This window comes from Marinomonas sp. KMM3893 (genome assembly GCF_004352855.1).
GTDB lineage: Bacteria > Pseudomonadota > Gammaproteobacteria > Pseudomonadales > Marinomonadaceae > Marinomonas > Marinomonas arenicola.
Window position 1 is genome coordinate 376,492 of the sequence record NZ_SJSC01000001.1, and the last position, 17,555, is coordinate 394,046.

Consider the following 17,555-nt stretch of genomic DNA (forward strand, 5'->3'; position numbering starts at 1 on the left):
AACGGTTATTTAGACTTTACTTAAATAACCGTTTTTTCTTAATGCGTTTCCATTTCCAGCTCGGGGAATCCCCTTTTACAATATAGACAAGGATAAGTAAGCTGGTGAGTACCGCCACCCAAGCACCCCACCGCATGAGCACTACTTTCGGGTCGTGCATGACACTCACTAAAGCAATCGATAAAAAGTACACAGCAAGCACAACCCAGCCTTGCCAAGCATGAGGTTTACCCCAGCCCCAGCCATTTTTCTTGGCTGGAAACCATGTGTTTTTTTTACCTATCGTCATCCTATCTCGCTCAATGAATGCGCAATTAATGAATCCTAGCCAAGACATTAGGCTTAGTTGGTAAGAAACTCGCCACGAGTCTTATCGCTGCGCTTAAATAAGCCGCCTAATGCTGTGGTTTGTGTGGATGAACTCGCGTCCATAACACCACGGGCTTTCACACAATAATGAGTCGCATTGATGCTAACGGCGACATTGTCTGTTTCTAACAACACTTGCAAAGTCACTAGTATCTGTTGCGTTAAGCGTTCTTGAACCTGTGGACGTTGTGCAAAAAATCGCACAATACGGTTTATTTTTGACAGGCCAATAATTTTATTTTTTGGTAAATACGCAACCTTAGCAAAACCGTCGATGGTGACAAAGTGATGCTCACATGTGCTGGTAAAACTGATATTGCTGACTTTTACCATTTCATCGACTTTCATTTTATTGTCGATGACAGTGATTTTTGGAAATTGAGCGTAATCCAAGCCCGAGAAAATTTCCTTCACATACATTTTGGCAATGCGATGAGGGGTTTCTGCTAAGCTATCGTCAGTCAGGTCTAAGCCTAATGTGCTTACCACATCTTCGAAAGATTGCTTGATGCGCTGATACTTCTCTTCACTCGTTAGCCCATTATCAATCATCGGCGTTTCAAGACCATGACTGATCAAGGCATCACGTACTTTTATCGCCTCTTCAGAAAGCACTAGGCTACCTACATTTGTTTTTTCTGCTACGGCAGTGCTCATATTTATGTCCTAAGTTGCTATACCTTGTCTAACGACATAAAGGCTTCTATCAAAAAGAAGTAATCTTTTATTTACCCTTATAACTTGGCTAGACCAAATGCCTACCCCCATCAAGAGAGAGGGTTCGCCCTGTCATATAGCGGTTGGTTAATGCATATTGTACCGCTAGTACGCCTTCTTGTTCACCCGGCTCTTGATGTAGAAGCGATTTATTCAATGCTTTTTCGCGGTAATCCGCATCATCTTCTGGGTGAAACATTAATAATGATGGTGCTATCGAGTTAACATTCACTTTCGGCGCGAATCGTTTCGCAAAAGAATACGTCAAATTTGCCAACCCAGCTTTGCTGGAAGCATAAGCTATGTGCTTATCACTGCCCTTTTCCGCACTGTAATCCGTCATGTGAATAATGTCCGCTTTACCTAGACACTCAAAGCCCGCATATAATAAAGCTTCAAAAGCAATATTCATACGGTATGGCGCAAATACATGGACTTGCCACATTTTTTCCATCAACTGACTTGCCTTTGGACAATCGGCTTCTGCCTCCCATTCCGACGCATTGTGAATAATGCCTCGTAGTCCAGAATAGTCTTGTTTTATCTGAGCAATAAAAAGGTCAACGCCTTGCTGCGAGGAAAAATCCGCCCGCACACAGCTAACGCCCAACCCTTCTAACACCTCAATGCTGGCTTTGGTATGACGATAGGTCACCACTACGTCATGGCCTTCGGCTCTTAACCTTTTGGCGCAGGCTAACCCCAAACGCTGGGCACCGCCGGTAATAATAATGGGCATTTTGCACGTCATATAAAGTTATTCCTATTAAGTTATTTTTATCGCCGGCATAGGGCAGCACAATCGGGCAAAACAAATAACAACGCCGTTCAAATAGTCACTAGTAAAACGGCGCCAAGAGTGTCTATTATTAACATGGAACTAATTGGAATACATTCACCTCTAACAAAAACGCAATAGCGATATATTCGTTGTGTTATCACCTAGTATCAAGAAGGATTAACAATGACTGCAACAACGGAACATTCAATACCAACGATGTCAGCCAAAGACATCCCTCAAGAAGCGTTTGATTGGTACGACGAATATGCTCATGGTGATATTGATCGCCGAACGTTTTTGTCTCGCCTTGGCTCACTTAGCATAGCAGGACTAACGCTTCCTGTGGTTGCTGGCGCCTTATTGCCAAATTACGCACTCGCGGAACAAGTGTCTTTTAATGACTCAGATATCCAAGCAAGCTACGTAACATTTGACACGCCTAATGGTCATGGTCAAGGTCGTGGCTATCTCGTTATTCCCAAAGGAGTAGATGCGAGTAATAAAGCACCGACTGTCTTAGTGGCGCATGAGAATCGAGGTCTGAATCCTTACATTGAAGATGTGGCTCGACGACTGGCAAAAGCCGGCTTTATCGCTTTTGCACCTGATGCGCTTTTTCCGCTGGGCGGCTACCCAGGAAATGACGATGAAGGTCGAGCAATGCAAAAAACACTGGATGGGGCAAAAATAGAAGGCGACTTTATGGACGCCGCCAGTTTGCTTGAAAAGCACGCCTACGGAACAGGAAAGGTCGGCATGGTAGGCTTTTGCTATGGTGGCTATTTAACCAATACCTTAGCCGCCAATATGCCAAACACCATTGCCGCTGCGGCGCCATTTTACGGCACGCCAGCAAAAGCGCATATAGAGCAAATCAAAGGCCCATTACAACTTCACTTTGCGGAGCTAGACAAACGCGTTAACGCCACTTGGCCAGCTTATGAGGAGGCATTAAAAAAACATAAGGTCCCCTATACTGCCTACGTCTACACTAACGCAAATCACGGTTTTCATAACGACTCTACGGCACGCTACCAAGAGAAAAACGCAGAGCTTGCTTGGTCTAGAACCCTTGAGTTCTTTACTCAAAACCTAGCCAGCTAAACGCTTATCACGTTATTCCTAAACTGAAAAAGCCTCTTTAAACGAACAGTCGTCTAAAGAGACTTTTTACTTGATCATGGTTTATCTAGGCTGACAATTTGCCAAACGCTGGCGTTTTAGTGCGCGATGTACCGGCTGCGCCTTCTTTCCAACCGGAAAGGTAAAGTCGATTCCAGCGGTATTCGGCGTTTGCGCCCATAACCCAGCACACAATTCATCCACCGTTGTGTCATTGTCTGCCTGCAACCAACGAACAACGGCTCGCGCCACGTTAGGGTAAGATATTTGCACAACTCGACTGCTTTCAAGCCATTGCTGAATAACCTTCGCATTAAGCACTTCACTGGTTTGAGCTAACCCCAATGTTTGCAGCGCTATCATATTAGAAAGCTGTTCAATTTGCCCTTGCATAGGCTTAGCCAAAATACGCCGCCCTAATTGCAAAGCCTCTGAGTTCAACTCAAAGCCGGCATTACAAAGTACCGATTCACATTCGCTGAGGTTTTTCTGAAACTCACTCAAGCTAAAAGGGAACACTTCTATATTCCGATACACTCCAGGATCAATGTCTTTACAGTGTAATCGAAAACGGTAGTTCGGAATGTCTTCAAGCCATTCCATCACCTCTTCGCTGTTTTCAAAAGGCAAATAAACCAACACGGTTTTCTCATAAGGCGCACGTTTCTTTTCGTGTAAGTGCTCATCTAAGTGCACAAGCGGCGGTAAAATAGGATAACCAAAATGGTGCCAATGAGCGCCTAGCTGGGTCGTTGAGGGCGCGAAATTTGATAAGATCCATTGCGATAAACGCTTTCCTGTATAGCGCGGAATATTATGACAGAAGGCATATTGATGCCCAAAGCCAAGACAAGGGGTGCCTTGGCGCTTTGCCGCCCAGGCAACAATGGGCTCAAAGTCGGTAATGACTAGGTCGTATCCCCGTGTGTTTAACTGACGTATGTCTTTAAACAAGGTCAAAAAACGGGCCTTCTGACAGGTCGCCAAAAGGTCTAGCTGACCATTTTTAGCAACAAAGCTCAGCCCATCGAAAACACGATAGTCCCCAAACACATCCATATCAAAATAATCTGAGGCAGGCCGCCCAGAGAACACAAAATCGACCTCAACACCCGCTAACGCAAACTCCGCGGCCATCGAGCGCGCTCGTGTAATATGACCATTCCCTGTGCCTTGAACACCGTACAGTATTTTCACACTAACACCCCTATCATCAAGGCCGCACAGCCTGTGCCAAGTAACGCGCCCATCACGGTATCGGTCGGAAAATGCACGCCCAAGAAAATACGCGACAAACCAACTTGAGACGCCCAAACGTAAAGGTAAAGAGCAAAATCCGGAAAGGCGTCACAAAGACAATAAGCAACAAAAAAAGCCCCTGAGGTATGACCAGAAGGAAACGAGAATTGATCCGAAGGCACGATGAAACTTTTAAAGTTATCGAGCGCATCCGCAGGTCGATTCCGCTTAAAACCACGCTTTAAAATAAGATATAAACTGCGCTCAAGAAGAAACCCTAACGCCAAAGCTGACGCGAGCGCCGAAAAGCCAAAAGCCCACAAAACGATGGCAATCAATACATAAAGGGGGCCATCAGCGCTAAAGGAAATCGCTCTGCTGACCCTAGCCAATGCAATGCGATGCTTACGCGCCATACACCAAGAAAAGGCATGTACATCGACGGCGTGTATGTTTTGAAGAATGTTCATTTTTCCACCTCTCTTGTTGATCATAGTTTCAACATAAGGCAGCAAAATGTCATTTACGCTTCAGTTAGATGACAACTTTGTGACGACATAAAAACGCCCTGCTTTATGGCAAGGCGTTTAGATCATCGAACAAGGCAGGTATTGATAACGATTAAAACCAATTGGTTAACATTATGCCGACACCCAGCGTTTGAGAGGACTCATCATAGCCAAGTAACGATTGGCCGTAGCCATTAAAATATTGCACATAACCTCTCGATTTCCCCCACAACGGAAACGTAAAGCCAACTTCTATCGCCCCTTTGTTCTCGGAAGATCGTAGATTATTACGTAACATCACATCGATACTGTAATCATCAATGGCATGAAAGACTCTGAACTCACCATAACCTAGGTATTTTTCAATATCAGGGTTATCGTCTTCCTCTTCGCTTTCAGGAATCCGATACCAAGGCTTGATTGAGTACGCGGTATCGCCATGCTCAAACGTAATATCCACATACAAACGGTTCCAAGAGCGAGATAAACTGTCGGATTGACCATTAGATTGGTGATCAAAACCGTAACTCACATAGCTTGGTTTGATATTAAGAAAATCAAAGCGAGGTTGGGTCACTATGAACACTTCTGGCTCATAGTTGGTATCACGAAACGGCGCGGAAATAGCCCCGTTGTATGCCTGCCAATAGGACTGCTGAGTATAAGCAAACCATAGGCTGGTGTTTTTTCCGACTATATTATAGGCGACGGGAAATTTGAAACTGAGCTGAAACTTAAACTCAACTTTATCTAAGTCTTCATCGTCCGCTTTATCCCCCAAAAATGCCGTTTCATTCGGATGTGGATTAAAAGTAAACGGAAGAAAGTAATTGGGCCTATGTGGCGTTAATACAAAGGGATTATTAGAAGAGTCCCTTTCCCGGGATGTTCGCTGTTCCACCAGCCCATCAGACGCTTTGGCTCGCTGGGTGATCGTATCAGGGACTTTCGGCTCTTCAGGCGTATAATCGTCATCATTTTCCGCTTCACTAGCCTGCTGGCTAGCTGGCTGTTTGTTGTCGATATTTAATGCCGCACGCTCTTCATCAGACTCAACAGAATCTATTTGTGCATAGAGCATAACGGGGAAACACAAAACCCATAACAGCATAACTTTCATGAAATACTTCCTTGCCCCATAACAACCAAGCCAATGTCTTTGATTAAGATAAAATCACTTTGCGGGCGTAAGTATCACGTTCCATTTCACAAACTTCAACGGTAAAGCTAACATCCACTAACGAAAACTGAGTCAAAGCGTCTAAAACCAAATGAGAAAGGGCTCTTTTTTGCTCGACTGGGCGTCCAGATAACATGCGAATTGTGACATGCACAAACGCATCTTCTTTGCCTGCAGTCATAAAGTTTTTATACGGAAAACCACGTAATTTAACATCCGACTCAGCAAAAATCCCAGACTCTAAACAGGCTTTTTTAACGGTTTCCAGCCAATCTGCTGGCGGTACTTCTTGGTCCAAATTTTGGCTGTATTCAACAATACAATGTGGCATTTTCGCCCTCTTCTTAGCATTATATAAGACGGATAACGAGGCCTCTGATAACACATCAGAAACAACTCATTGCAAGTTAATAACCTATGTTCACATCCACTATTTGAGGCATTTCTCCCCGCTCTCGGTATCGTCGTATATTGTTGGCGACGATCTGACTCGCACTGGCCGGATGAGTAGGTGCAGATACATGCGGCAGCACACTGATATTAGGATGCTGCCAATAAGGATGATTCTGAGGCAACGGTTCTTGTGTAAACACATCTAACACAGCATGAGACACTTGTTTATCCAACGCAGACAACAAAGCTTGCTCATCAATAATGGCACCACGAGCAAAGTTAATAATGCTCGAGTTTTGCGGCAAATAAGCAAGAGTGTCTTGGTTCAGAATGCCTCTGGTTTGCTCTGTCAGTGGCAACAAGCAGATAAGAATATCACTTTGGCGCAATAATTCATAAAGCCCTTCTTGACCATGAAAACAGGAAACACCTTGAATGGTTTTAGGACGGCGACTCCAGCCTGATACTTCGAAGCCGTTTTCTTTCAAACGTAAGGCGCTGGTTTTCCCTAGCTCCCCTAACCCTAGCACACTGATACGACGATCCTGAGCGCGCACCATAGGTCGTTGCCGCCAGTCTTTTCGTTCCTGCTGTTCTTGATAAGCGTACATTTCTCGATGTAAAAACAAGCTCCATGCTAACACCGCCTCTGACATGGTGCTGGCCAACTCTGGATCGATTAAACGCACAATCGAAAAACGCGGCCGATCCAGCTCCATCACCATTCTTTCCACACCTGCCCACACACTGTGAACCCATTTTAGCTCAGGCAATGCCAATAGTTCACTAGGATCTGGGTTCGCTACAATGGCCAGTTCACAAGTGTTTTTTTGCTCTTCACTCAGCTCAGCAAACGGCATGATGTGCTCTTCTGGCAGCGCTTTGGCGAGGGCCTTTACCCATAACCTTTGCTCCGCCTGTGGCGCTCGGCTAACAAAAGGAATCATTTGACGTGCTCCCGAGCGGTCTCTTTAAAGCCTTTGCGCTTAATGGCATGGCCACTTGGGATTTTAAAGAACAGCCTGGATTCTAATGAGGTAACACAATCTGCGTAATGACATAAAACGCACATATTGACTCCTAGCAAAAAAGAAATGGCTGAGATGTCTCTCAACCATTTATAAAAATATTACGCTAGAAAATACAGTACTGAGCTAAAAAGTAAATGCCCGTAGGCTAAGTCGTGGAGCCAGTAGCAGCTGCAACAGATAAGTGGGATATAACAGCAGGGTCACGCCTTGAGCATGAAAAACAGGATCGTGATCTCACTGTTTATACAAACTGCAACTTACCGCCTGTAATAGATTTTTAGGAGGTAAAGGGATTTAGCCTCCTAATTTGTTCACTCACGCGCCAACCAATTGCCAACGCACGCCGTAACCATCGATAAAGCAAACCTGTACATGGCTATCTTGTTCATCTGGTAAGGATTCAAAGACGACACCAAAACCAGAAAAAGCATGGTAGTCGTCCCAGAATTGTTCACTTTTCCATTCAATCGCTGGCATAGGTTTTATGATTTTCAAGGCGTCGGCGGCGGCGCTTTCATCCTCAACCAACAACAGCGTTAATCCCTGTTTAATTGACTCAGTAGAAGATAAGCAGACGGATAAAGCCGACTCACTGTGGTTGTTTTCAGCGTTTGGCAGCAGACCAAATACAGAGTGATAGTAGCTGCTCGCATCCGTTAAATTTTCTACAAAAACAGTGTGTTGGCTCATTGTCTTCCTTTATTGTAAACGCTCTTCTATAACTGAAGGCTCATTTTGAAAACCGACCATATTAATAAACTCAGGTCTAACATTAGGGATCGGATTTACTTCAGAGAATAGCGCAGATCGACTTTGATTTTCAATAATTCGCACATGGGAACGATTTAATTCTCTAGGCTCTTTCACGCCGCAAGAATGCGCAATCAAACCAATGCCATGCAGTAGACCATCAGCATAATTGGCCACACGCACAGACTTTTCTTGTGCAACCAGACCTTTTTGTAAGTCTGGATTATGCGTGGTAATCCCTGTTGGGCAGGTGTTTTTATTACACTGCAACGCTTGAATGCAGCCCAGCGAGAATAAGAATCCACGCGCACTCACCACAAAGTCAGCGCCAGCACTCAACGCCCAAGCCGCTTTACCAGGTACGATTAACTTACCAGACGAAATGATTTTAATATAACGGCGTAGGCCATAAGACGTGATGATGTTCACCACCAGCGGCAAACTTTCTCTTAGTTGCATGCCCACATAGTCCATTAAGGGTTGTGGTGCTGCTCCCGTTCCCCCATCAGAGCTGTCTATGGTGATAAAGTCAGGGCAATAATCAATGCCTTTTTTATGAATCAATTCACACATTTTTTCAAAAAAACCAAGATCCCCAACCACCATTTTAAAACCAACGGGTTTAGAGGTAACTACGCGTACATGACGTACCATGTTCAATAGGTCATCGATCGATTTGATATCAGTATGACCATTCGGGCTAATGGAATCTTCGCCTACTGGGATTCCCCTAGTGTGGGCAATTTCTTCAGTCACTTTCGCGCCTGGCAGCATGCCCCCTTTCCCTGGTTTGGCACCTTGACTCATTTTAATTTCGAACATACGAACCGTTTGATGCTCAGCAATCTTCGCCAATTTAGCATCATCTAAACGCCCGTCCTTATCTCGTACGCCGTATTTCGCAGTACCAATTTGAAACACCAGATCACAACCGCCTTCCAAATGATAAGGAGATAAACCGCCTTCTCCGGTATTCATCCAAATACCAGCTTGGCGCGCCCCTTTCGATAACGCTTGCACAGCAGGTTTAGACAAAGCACCAAAGCTCATCGCTGAGATGTTCACAACCGAGTTTGTTCGGTATGGGATCTTTGCGGTGAACTCACCAATGCACACTTCTTTTGGCTGCGCAGCGTCTTCTTCCAATGTTGGAAACGCGCAATTTAAAAAGAAAATATCCCCAGGGGTTTCCAATGAACGAGTCGAACCAAAGGCGATAGTTGTATCCACTTTTTTCGCCGCGCGATAAGCCCATGAACGCTCAGCTCGATCAAAGGGGCGCTCTTCACGATCCAAGGCAAAAAAATACTGACGGAAAAATTCACCAAGGTGCTCAAAAAGATAACGAAAACGACCAACAACAGGATAATTTCGGCGAATAGTATGAGAGGTTTGATGCACATCAACCCAATACATAACACCAATGGAAATAACCGCAGCCAACAACAAGAAGAGACATATAATCGCTCCCCATTGAATGGTAAACGTCGCTAATGAGGACAACACATCCATTTCTGAGCTCCTAAGATGGATAGCTAACAAAACGATAATAAAGTAAACACTACTTTAAAATAATGTTGCTTAGGTTACGCCATCTCCTCAGTGAAATCACGACGCAAGCATGAAGACTTTCCGCAATAAACGGGGAAAAAAAAGCACGATTACTTATCTGTGGAAAATCGCCGCCATTTTTCCTATACAAACCTAAGAATGCGACTACGAAAAACTAATGACTTTCTGAAAGAGGCTGAAGCACAGGCTTAGTCAGGCGGATCAAACTAACGCCAGCGCAGGCAACAAATGCCAATACAATCCACGAGCCAACGACTACGCCAAGCCAACCTTCAGCACGCCAAAATGGGTCAAGATAATAACCGCCAACACTGGCTCCAAGGTAATAAAAAACAAGGTATAAAGAGGAGGCGCTGGCTTTCGCAAACTTAGCATTACGACTGACAAAACTGCTCGCCGTTGAATGACACAAGAAAAAACCAAAACTGTTGATTAACAAACCTAAAATAATCGCCCAAAGCGTGCCGCCCAAGGTAACCAGTGACCCCAACATTAGGATGCAGGTTCCTAACACCATAATATTAGGTTGCGGCCAACGTCTCGCTAAGCGGCCTGATATAGCCGATCCTAAAGTGCCCGATAAATACGTGAGAAACAACATGCCTATGTATTTCGAGGTTAAATGGTAAGGCGCTTCTTCTAATACAAAGGTGATGTAGCTGTATTGATTAATAAAAATAAAAAAACTAAAGCCGCCGATAAAATAACAGGTGACCAATCGACGATTTTTTAAATGGTTCCACATATTGGAAACAATATGCGATACCCGTAGAGGTTTGGGATCAAAACGTTTGGAATTGGGTAATAAAAGGATGAACGCCGTCATACAAATAAGGCTGATCCCGCTCATCACCGCAAAAGTAGACGACCGCCCCAACCATTCCCCGACAAAACCACCAATCAAGCGCCCACCGATACCACCTAAAGTGTTACCACTGATATACAAACCGACGGCAACCATCAAGGCTTCAGGTGTGTATTCGTCGCCCAAATACGCCACCGCGATGGCGGGCAATCCGGCGAGAAAGAAACCTTGTAAGCCCCTAAGCAACAACAAGGATTCATAACTTTGTACGAAGGACAACCCCAAGGTGGTCAGCGTGATCCCCACCATGGTCATGATCATGATGCCTTTGCGCCCAAAAGCGTCGGAAATGGGACCATAAAAAAGCAACGATATGCCTAACGTTAACGTGGTAATGGTAAAACTGGCGGTGGCCTGTAAGGGGCTGATATTGAATTCATTGGCGATCATTGGCAGCAATGGCTGTGTCACATACACATTGGCAAACACCATAAAAGAGCCCAACACTAACGCGAGTGTTCCTCGCCAGAACACACCACTGCCCACCTCAATCACACACTACCCCAAATGATTCACTGCTGATAAAAGAAAACGAATAGAAAAGCACCCAGATCCATCCGTTATTTGCCACTATACGCCTCGCCACTTTATCAATAAAATATATCTTAGTTATCTATAGGATCAATAATATTGATGGATATTAAACCACTGCGTTATTTTCTGGCGATAGCCAAAAACGCCAGCTTTACCCGTGCCGCAGAGCAATTGAATGTGGCTCAACCAGCCGTCAGTATGGCCATCAAAAAACTGGAAACAGAACTTGGCTTGACCCTACTGCACAGAGCAGACCGTAAGATCAGCCTAACCGACGAAGGCAAACGCCTGCTGCTACACGCAGAGAAAATCATTCAAGCGACCGACGATGCATTATTAGAAATGAATGAGCTAAAAGGCCTAAATCAAGGTGAAGTCCGCGTTGGTATTCCGAGCATGCTGGGCTCTTATTACTTCCCCCCTATTCTCATGGCATTTCGACACCGTCACCCAACGATCAATTTAAAGGTCATTGAGGGAGGCACTTGGCAGCTGCAAAAAATGCTCGAAGACGGCGAACTCGATTTAAGCGTCATTGTTGCGGAAACCTTACCAGAAGGCTTAGAAACTCACCGTTTACTTAAAGAAGAAATGCGCGTCACTGTGGCCAAAGATCACCCTTTTAGTCAACTAGAAAGCATCACGCCCGACGCCTTTTTTGATGAAGAGTTGGTGATGTTTAAAGAAGGGTATTTTCATCGACGAGTGGTAGACAGGCTTGCAAGAGAAACCGGCAAAAGCCCTAAAATTGGTTTTGAAACTAACTTAATCCCCCTCATTAAATCCATTACGCAACAAGGCTTTGGCGTCTCGACCTTGCTTAGCATGGTGGTCGAAGGTGACGATCAACTTATTTCACGCCCTTTTAACCCACCCATTTGGCTCGACCTTGGCATTGCATGGCGCAAAGGCGCTTACCTTTCTCAGGCAAACCAAGCCTTTTTAGACTTTGTCTGTAAGCAGGGGCACGACTCAGAAAACCGTTAATCCATCCGCTATCACACTGATTGTTCAACCAGAGACAAAAACGCCTCTTCTGAGGTATAAGAAGAGGCGTTTTCAAAGAAGGCGGTAAAACAAAGAACAGGATTATGAGTTAAAAAGACGCTGCTCTACCAGAGGAGAACGCTTCACTTGTTTCATTCCTTTAGCGCCTGCCAATATAGCCAAATCAATAAGTGGCTCAATCAATACAACGCTTAAATAAGCCACACCAAAACTCGCCACAGCAGACAAGTTAGAAACGGCAAAGCCTTGACCATAGAATGCCCAAAAAGCAACCCATAGTACAATGCCACCTTGGTAAGTTAACGACAGTTTCAACGCCTGTGCGTAACCAATATCCACATACGCCGTACGCTCAGAAATAACCCGTCGCGACACAGCCGCCATAGCAAAAAGAGGCAATAGCAAAGTCGTTACGTTCATACCGTATTGCGGCAAATCAAAAGGAGCGAAAAAGACACCTTGAATCAACAATCCCATAAACAGACCGATAGAGGCGGCTGCAGGGCCAAATATCAAAAACAAAGTAGAGCCTAAAATAAGATGAACTTCTGACACGCCTACCGGCTGATGCGGCAACACCTGGAAAAAGAACAAGACCAATGCGCTGGTGATGATGCTTCGCCCCAATAAGGTCATTAGACCATGTTCACGAATCGCATCGATGGACGATTTTGCAGATAACCCTAATGCCGCAAATGCCGTTGCATAACTCAAAACAATTTTAGCGCCAGTGACAACGCCTGGTTCAATATGCACTATGTGCCTCCAATAAATGTTTCATACTCACCCGTATGATTTCAATTAATCGTTTTTTGCTTGGCAAAAAACATAAAAAAATAAAGGCCGGTCTCCGGACTCATAAGCAGCGACTTGTCCCTTCCCATTTTCACAGTGGGAGCAAGCATGGCTTCCTGACTTATTTACCGTTGCGGGGGCAGTACCAGATTAGCTTCTTCCTGAAGCGCACTCGTTTCCCGTTTCATCAGTTACACTGACACCTTTATTCGTACTACCCTATAAAAGAGTAGATTCGCAAAGCCTATGAAGTTACTCACTAATAAGCAACCTAAAAAGTAACCTTTCTAGACTCTGAATGAAAATACGTCAAGTCGACAATATCTTCATTCAATTTCATGAAACAACGCGGTCAAAACTAGCGAAAAATACGTTTAGCCCACACCGTAAGCCCAGCGGCAACACTGCCAAAGTGGTCACCATCAAGGACTGGAACATCGCCTATTCTGTGCTGGATCGCTTCTCTAATAACTGGAGATTTCGCAGAGCCACCCGTCATATAAATTACATCAGGTTGCACGCCCGCTTGCTTGATCGCCTCACTCATTAAGGACAGCATTTTTTCTAATGGTGGCTGAATGGAATGTGAAAACTGATCGCGAGAGATGGAGCGGTTTAACCCTTTTTCAATGTAATCCAGCAACACCTTGTGTTCTTGCTGATCTGACAAAGCGATTTTGGCTTCTTCTGCATTGCGAACCAAATGGTAATTATGCTTTTCTTCACGCAAATGCAAAAAGCGTTCAAGCAATTTCGGTTCAGACGCATCTAAGCGTAACTGTTCGATCTGTAGCTTGGTTTCTAGGCTATTAAATGTTGCCAACGCCGTGACATCGTTGGTAGTCACAGCATTCCAATAAAGCTGCGTCGGCATTGGTAACCCAGTCTTTAGGTTCGAGTCCATACCAAAAAGCGGCATCAGGTGCTTACCTGCCACTCGAATATCTAGGTCGTTACCACCAATCCGTTCACCAGTATGCCCTAGAAAATCAGCGCTTCTGTCTTCTTTTGACGCGAAATCAGGGCCCATTTTGACCATAGCGCAGTCGGTGGTACCCCCCCCTATGTCCACCACCAGCACGGTTTGGTTTTGCGTCATCTTGGCTTCAAAATCCAAACCTGCCGCTATCGGCTCGTACAGAAACTCAATCTCTTTAAAACCAGCCCGTTTACCCGCTGTCGTTAGAATGTCCAATGCTTGGCGATTGCTCGCTTCAGAGTCAATGCCTTGAAAGTTAACCGGACGACCAATTACCGTATGAGTGATTTCTTGTCCTAAGCTTTTCTCAGCTTGCTGCTTGATGTTTTGCATCATCGCGGTAACCACATCTTCAAAAAAGTGAATATGTTGCTCACGCAGTCCACTGCCACCTAAAAAGGACTTAGGAGATTTAACAAAATACCCGTCTTCAGGCCATTGATAATATTCAGAAAAAGCGGCTCGACCAAAAAATAAGGTCTGCTCATCACTGGCAATGTCTTCTTCTCGACGTACTCTTTGTGCGCGCGACAAAATAAGACGACGCTGCTCAACAAATAATGCTCTTGCTTGAGGGTCGGTCAAGTTTCTTGCAACGGACTCTGATATCAGATCCCGGTCAAGCGCATAAAGCGTTGATGGCAAAAAGGTGTTTGTGCCTTCAAGAGGCACTAATCGCACTTTGCCATCTTCTTCAATACCGATTGCGCAGTTCGATGTACCGTAATCAAATCCACAAATCATGTTCAATCTCTGCCTATCTTAATAACCAAAAAGGCCGCGGAAGATAACACATTCCCCTTAAAACTGTCAGCACTCAGGGCGCTTAGCCATACTATTTATGCCGTAAACCATTTTTTATTCGTCACTCAGATGAAAATCTCTATAATGGCGGCGCTACTTTTATGCCAACAATAAAATACAACAAAGAATACGCGTAGCGCCTTATCTCACTCTCGACTTTGGCTTAGCGTTTTATCAGCAAAAAAACGCCCACATACAAGCCACCACTGAATTATAAATGGAGTTATTATGAGTCTTTCGCTACAAGCCAAGATTACATTACAATCAATTATCGTCGCGATTATCATCACCCTTAGCGTTGGCTTTCTTTCATATTATGAATTCGAATCCTCCAGCTCATCCCGTGTAGAAGCGGAAGCGACTTCCCAAGCCGATGCTATTTCTACCTATATTAATAGCTGGTCAGAAGACCGTCGTAATGCCTTGGTTGCTATGCGCAACAAAGTAGAAGCACAGCTACAAGCCAACCCAAATCTAAGCGAACAAGCGGTACTAGACATTCTGCAACAGGCACAAACCAGCCTGCAGTTTGGCATGACGTTTCTTGGCTTAGAAAACGGCAATATGTATCGCCATGACCCCTCGTTAAATAGCGCCTCTTACGATCCTAGAGTCCGCGGCTGGTATAAAGACGCCAAAGCGAAACGCAAAGCGTTTGTTACCGCCCCTTACATCTCAGCTTCAACCAAAAAACTGTCGATGACCTTCGTGGAACCCATCCTTGTCAATGGTCAATTTAAAGGTGCATTAGGGGGGTTGGTGTTTTTAGACACAGTAATGGATCGCATTTTAGCGCTGCAAGTACAAGGCGATGGTTACAGCACTTTATTTGATGAAAGCGGTAAGATCATTGCGACCCCAAATGTCCAATTGATTTTAAAAAATGCAACGGAGTTATCCCCTAGTCTCAACAAGCAATTTTTTAGTCAGGTTAACCAAGCCCCTCAGTTCAAGACCTTTAGCCTAAAAGGTCAAGACACCCTAATGTACACCAGTAAAATTGAAGGCAGCCCATGGATTTTGGGCATGATAATGAAAAAGTCGGTATTGGATGCTCCCGTGAAAAGTCTGGGCATCAAAACCATTATTATCTCTCTAATAATCATCCTGTTGGCCGCCTTAATCGTCACCCAAGTCACGCGCTTCTTATTAAAAGACTTGCGTCGAGTGTCTGACAGCATGGCGCAAATTGCCAACGGCAACGGAGACCTAACACAGCGTTTAACAACCCGTTCCAAAGATGAAATTGCGCTATTGGTGGCGAACTTTAACAACTTCGTAGAGTTGCTACACGGCACCATTTCACACCTTAAAAAAATCGGCCAACAACTCTCTCAACAAGCGACCTATGCCCACGACAGCTCGGGCGATAGCAACGCAAAGTTAGCAGAACAACAACAAAACATTTCTATGGTGGCTACTGCAGTTCATCAAATGGCTCAAGCCACACAAGAGATTGCTAACAATGCCACTAATACGGCAAGCAATGCAGATGAGACCGTTGCCGCAAGCCGACTTGGCCAAAACCAAGTGATTAAGAGCCAAAACAGCATTTCAGCTCTGGCCACAGAAGTTCAAGAAGTTGCCCATGTTATTAACAACGTTAGCAGCAACGCCAATGGCATCAGTGCCATCTTGACGACCATTTCCGGCATCGCCGAACAAACGAATCTGTTAGCCCTTAACGCCGCCATTGAAGCCGCTCGTGCAGGAGAACATGGCCGTGGCTTTGCGGTTGTTGCAGACGAGGTACGAGAACTTTCACAGCGCACTTATAGTTCGATTGAAGAAATTCAAAAAATGATCGAAACACTGCAAACCACAACCAAAAATGCCGTGTTTAAGATCCAGAAGAGCCATGAGCAAGCAGAAGGCAGTGTCCTTGATGTAAATGAAGCTAAAATCAGTCTAGACAATATTCAACAGTCTATTAGCTTAATCAACGATCGCGCTGCGCAAATTGCCACCGCCACCGAAGAGCAAACCAGTGTCACCGCTGAAATCAATCAAAACACCAATGACATTCAGCAAGGCTCTGTCGAGCTGGTTGAGTTATCAACGCTCAGCGCACAACGCGCCGAAGAACTAAAAGTGTTGGCACAAGACCTAATTGATAACATTAATATTTTTAGAACCTAAACGTCGATTTTACTACGCAAAAAAAATCCCCAACTGGCTTAGCCAGTTGGGGATTCTGATTGGTGCCTAGATTGCATTAAACCAAAGGAGAAACACCAATCAACATTTTGTGTAAGAAGAACACCATGGCAAACCAACACACAATACATACGACAAACGCGGCAAGATCCATGTGCACGCCAATGTATTCAGGCTTCTCTACGCCAGCGGCTCGGTCACGACGGCGAGCCACAGCAAAGCTAACAATAGACCAAACCAAGAACCCACCAAACAAGACAAGGTCGGCTAACGTGCCATTACTGATTAAGTGTGCAAAGGCCCACAATTTAATCGCCAGTAGAAAAGGATGCCCCACCATCGATTTCAATTTGGTGCCTGGAATCAGCGCCGCGGCTGCAAAATAAAAAGACACTAGCACCAATAAAGACGCTATTTGGTGAGTCCACATTGGTGGATTCCAAAGCCACACAGGCGCAAGACGAGCCTGCATAAAGCCCATCACAATAGACGCAATGGCCAATAAGCTAATCAAACCAAAACGCATGCGCCAACGCACAGCACCGTTTTTCGCCATACTGCGAGCACGCCACTCTGGTGCAAAGATATGCACCGAATGCAAACCAAAGAAAATAACCAGACCGATTACTAAATTCAACATAGAACAGAGTTCCTTAACCATCTAGGTAAATCAGGGCTGCATTCTATCATCATGAAAAAACAGCCACGTTAAAAATGAAAGCCCCAAGACTCGAGTTTCACGCTAGCAAA

General features: G+C 44.8%; 17 protein-coding genes and 1 riboswitch. Of the genes, 3 read left to right on the forward strand and 14 right to left on the reverse strand.

Annotation, left to right across the window (positions count from 1 at the left end; all coding sequences use genetic code 11):
* Positions 1-16 precede the first annotated feature (16 nt).
* From E0D71_RS01705 to folM, 3 genes are all read right to left on the reverse strand, one after another.
* Positions 17-289 carry a hypothetical protein gene (locus E0D71_RS01705; RefSeq protein WP_243711896.1) on the reverse strand — a complete coding sequence of 91 codons (273 nt, stop codon included), beginning with the start codon at positions 287-289 and terminating at the stop codon, positions 17-19.
* Positions 290-342: 53 nt separating this feature from the next.
* Positions 343-1,026, reverse strand: coding sequence for a GTP cyclohydrolase I FolE (folE, locus tag E0D71_RS01710; RefSeq protein ID WP_133001565.1), 684 nt, complete (start codon positions 1,024-1,026; stop codon positions 343-345).
* Between the two features lie 88 nt (positions 1,027-1,114).
* The gene (gene folM, locus E0D71_RS01715; protein ID WP_133001566.1) at positions 1,115-1,837 is read right to left on the reverse strand and encodes a dihydromonapterin reductase; all 723 of its coding nucleotides are present in this window, start codon (positions 1,835-1,837) and stop codon (positions 1,115-1,117) included.
* A gap of 213 nt (positions 1,838-2,050) precedes the next feature.
* Between folM and E0D71_RS01720 the strand changes: the two genes are divergently transcribed.
* Positions 2,051-2,971 carry a dienelactone hydrolase family protein gene (locus tag E0D71_RS01720; protein ID WP_133001567.1) on the forward strand — a complete coding sequence of 307 codons (921 nt, stop codon included), beginning with the start codon at positions 2,051-2,053 and terminating at the stop codon, positions 2,969-2,971.
* A gap of 81 nt (positions 2,972-3,052) precedes the next feature.
* Here E0D71_RS01720 and E0D71_RS01725 read toward each other — a convergent pair whose 3' ends face one another.
* From E0D71_RS01725 to E0D71_RS01760, 8 genes are all read right to left on the reverse strand, one after another.
* Positions 3,053-4,186 carry an MJ1255/VC2487 family glycosyltransferase gene (locus tag E0D71_RS01725; RefSeq protein WP_133001568.1) on the reverse strand — a complete coding sequence of 378 codons (1,134 nt, stop codon included), beginning with the start codon at positions 4,184-4,186 and terminating at the stop codon, positions 3,053-3,055.
* A complete protein-coding gene (locus tag E0D71_RS01730; RefSeq protein ID WP_133001569.1) occupies positions 4,183-4,698 on the reverse strand; it encodes a phosphatase PAP2 family protein in 516 nt (171 codons plus the stop codon). The genes E0D71_RS01725 and E0D71_RS01730 overlap by 4 nt, the downstream gene beginning before the upstream one ends.
* A gap of 151 nt (positions 4,699-4,849) precedes the next feature.
* A complete protein-coding gene (locus E0D71_RS01735; protein WP_243711897.1) occupies positions 4,850-5,857 on the reverse strand; it encodes a phospholipase A in 1,008 nt (335 codons plus the stop codon).
* 43 nt (positions 5,858-5,900) lie between these two features.
* Positions 5,901-6,248, reverse strand: a complete 348-nt coding sequence (locus tag E0D71_RS01740; RefSeq protein ID WP_133001570.1) for a 5-carboxymethyl-2-hydroxymuconate Delta-isomerase — start codon at positions 6,246-6,248, stop codon at positions 5,901-5,903.
* A gap of 76 nt (positions 6,249-6,324) precedes the next feature.
* Entirely contained in the window at positions 6,325-7,257 is a 933-nt protein-coding gene (locus tag E0D71_RS01745) for a glyoxylate/hydroxypyruvate reductase A (protein WP_133001571.1), read from the reverse strand.
* A 399-nt stretch (positions 7,258-7,656) separates the two neighbouring features.
* Positions 7,657-8,031 (reverse strand): hypothetical protein, encoded by a 375-nt coding sequence (locus E0D71_RS01750; RefSeq protein WP_133001572.1) that lies wholly within the window; start codon positions 8,029-8,031, stop codon positions 7,657-7,659.
* Between the two features lie 9 nt (positions 8,032-8,040).
* Complete coding sequence (locus E0D71_RS01755) at positions 8,041-9,603, reverse strand: FMN-binding glutamate synthase family protein (RefSeq protein WP_133001573.1); 1,563 nt, start codon at positions 9,601-9,603, stop codon at positions 8,041-8,043.
* Between the two features lie 214 nt (positions 9,604-9,817).
* Entirely contained in the window at positions 9,818-11,023 is a 1,206-nt protein-coding gene (locus tag E0D71_RS01760) for an MFS transporter (protein WP_133001574.1), read from the reverse strand.
* 138 nt (positions 11,024-11,161) lie between these two features.
* On the opposite strand from E0D71_RS01760, the gene E0D71_RS01765 reads away from it, so the two are divergent.
* Positions 11,162-12,049, forward strand: coding sequence for a LysR family transcriptional regulator (locus E0D71_RS01765; RefSeq protein WP_133001575.1), 888 nt, complete (start codon positions 11,162-11,164; stop codon positions 12,047-12,049).
* Between the two features lie 102 nt (positions 12,050-12,151).
* Here the strand turns inward: E0D71_RS01765 and E0D71_RS01770 are convergent, their stop codons facing one another.
* Both E0D71_RS01770 and yegD read right to left on the reverse strand, forming a co-directional pair.
* Entirely contained in the window at positions 12,152-12,826 is a 675-nt protein-coding gene (locus E0D71_RS01770) for an energy-coupling factor ABC transporter permease (RefSeq protein ID WP_133001576.1), read from the reverse strand.
* Between the two features lie 67 nt (positions 12,827-12,893).
* A riboswitch (cobalamin riboswitch) is annotated at positions 12,894-13,087 on the reverse strand.
* 136 nt (positions 13,088-13,223) lie between these two features.
* Positions 13,224-14,588, reverse strand: coding sequence for a molecular chaperone (gene yegD, locus E0D71_RS01775; RefSeq protein WP_133001577.1), 1,365 nt, complete (start codon positions 14,586-14,588; stop codon positions 13,224-13,226).
* Between the two features lie 288 nt (positions 14,589-14,876).
* Between yegD and E0D71_RS01780 the strand changes: the two genes are divergently transcribed.
* Positions 14,877-16,787: a methyl-accepting chemotaxis protein gene (locus tag E0D71_RS01780; RefSeq protein ID WP_133001578.1), complete on the forward strand. Its 1,911-nt coding sequence runs from the start codon at positions 14,877-14,879 to the stop codon at positions 16,785-16,787.
* A 76-nt stretch (positions 16,788-16,863) separates the two neighbouring features.
* Here the strand turns inward: E0D71_RS01780 and E0D71_RS01785 are convergent, their stop codons facing one another.
* The gene (locus tag E0D71_RS01785; protein WP_133001579.1) at positions 16,864-17,445 is read right to left on the reverse strand and encodes an NnrU family protein; all 582 of its coding nucleotides are present in this window, start codon (positions 17,443-17,445) and stop codon (positions 16,864-16,866) included.
* Between the last annotated feature and the right edge of the window lie 110 nt (positions 17,446-17,555).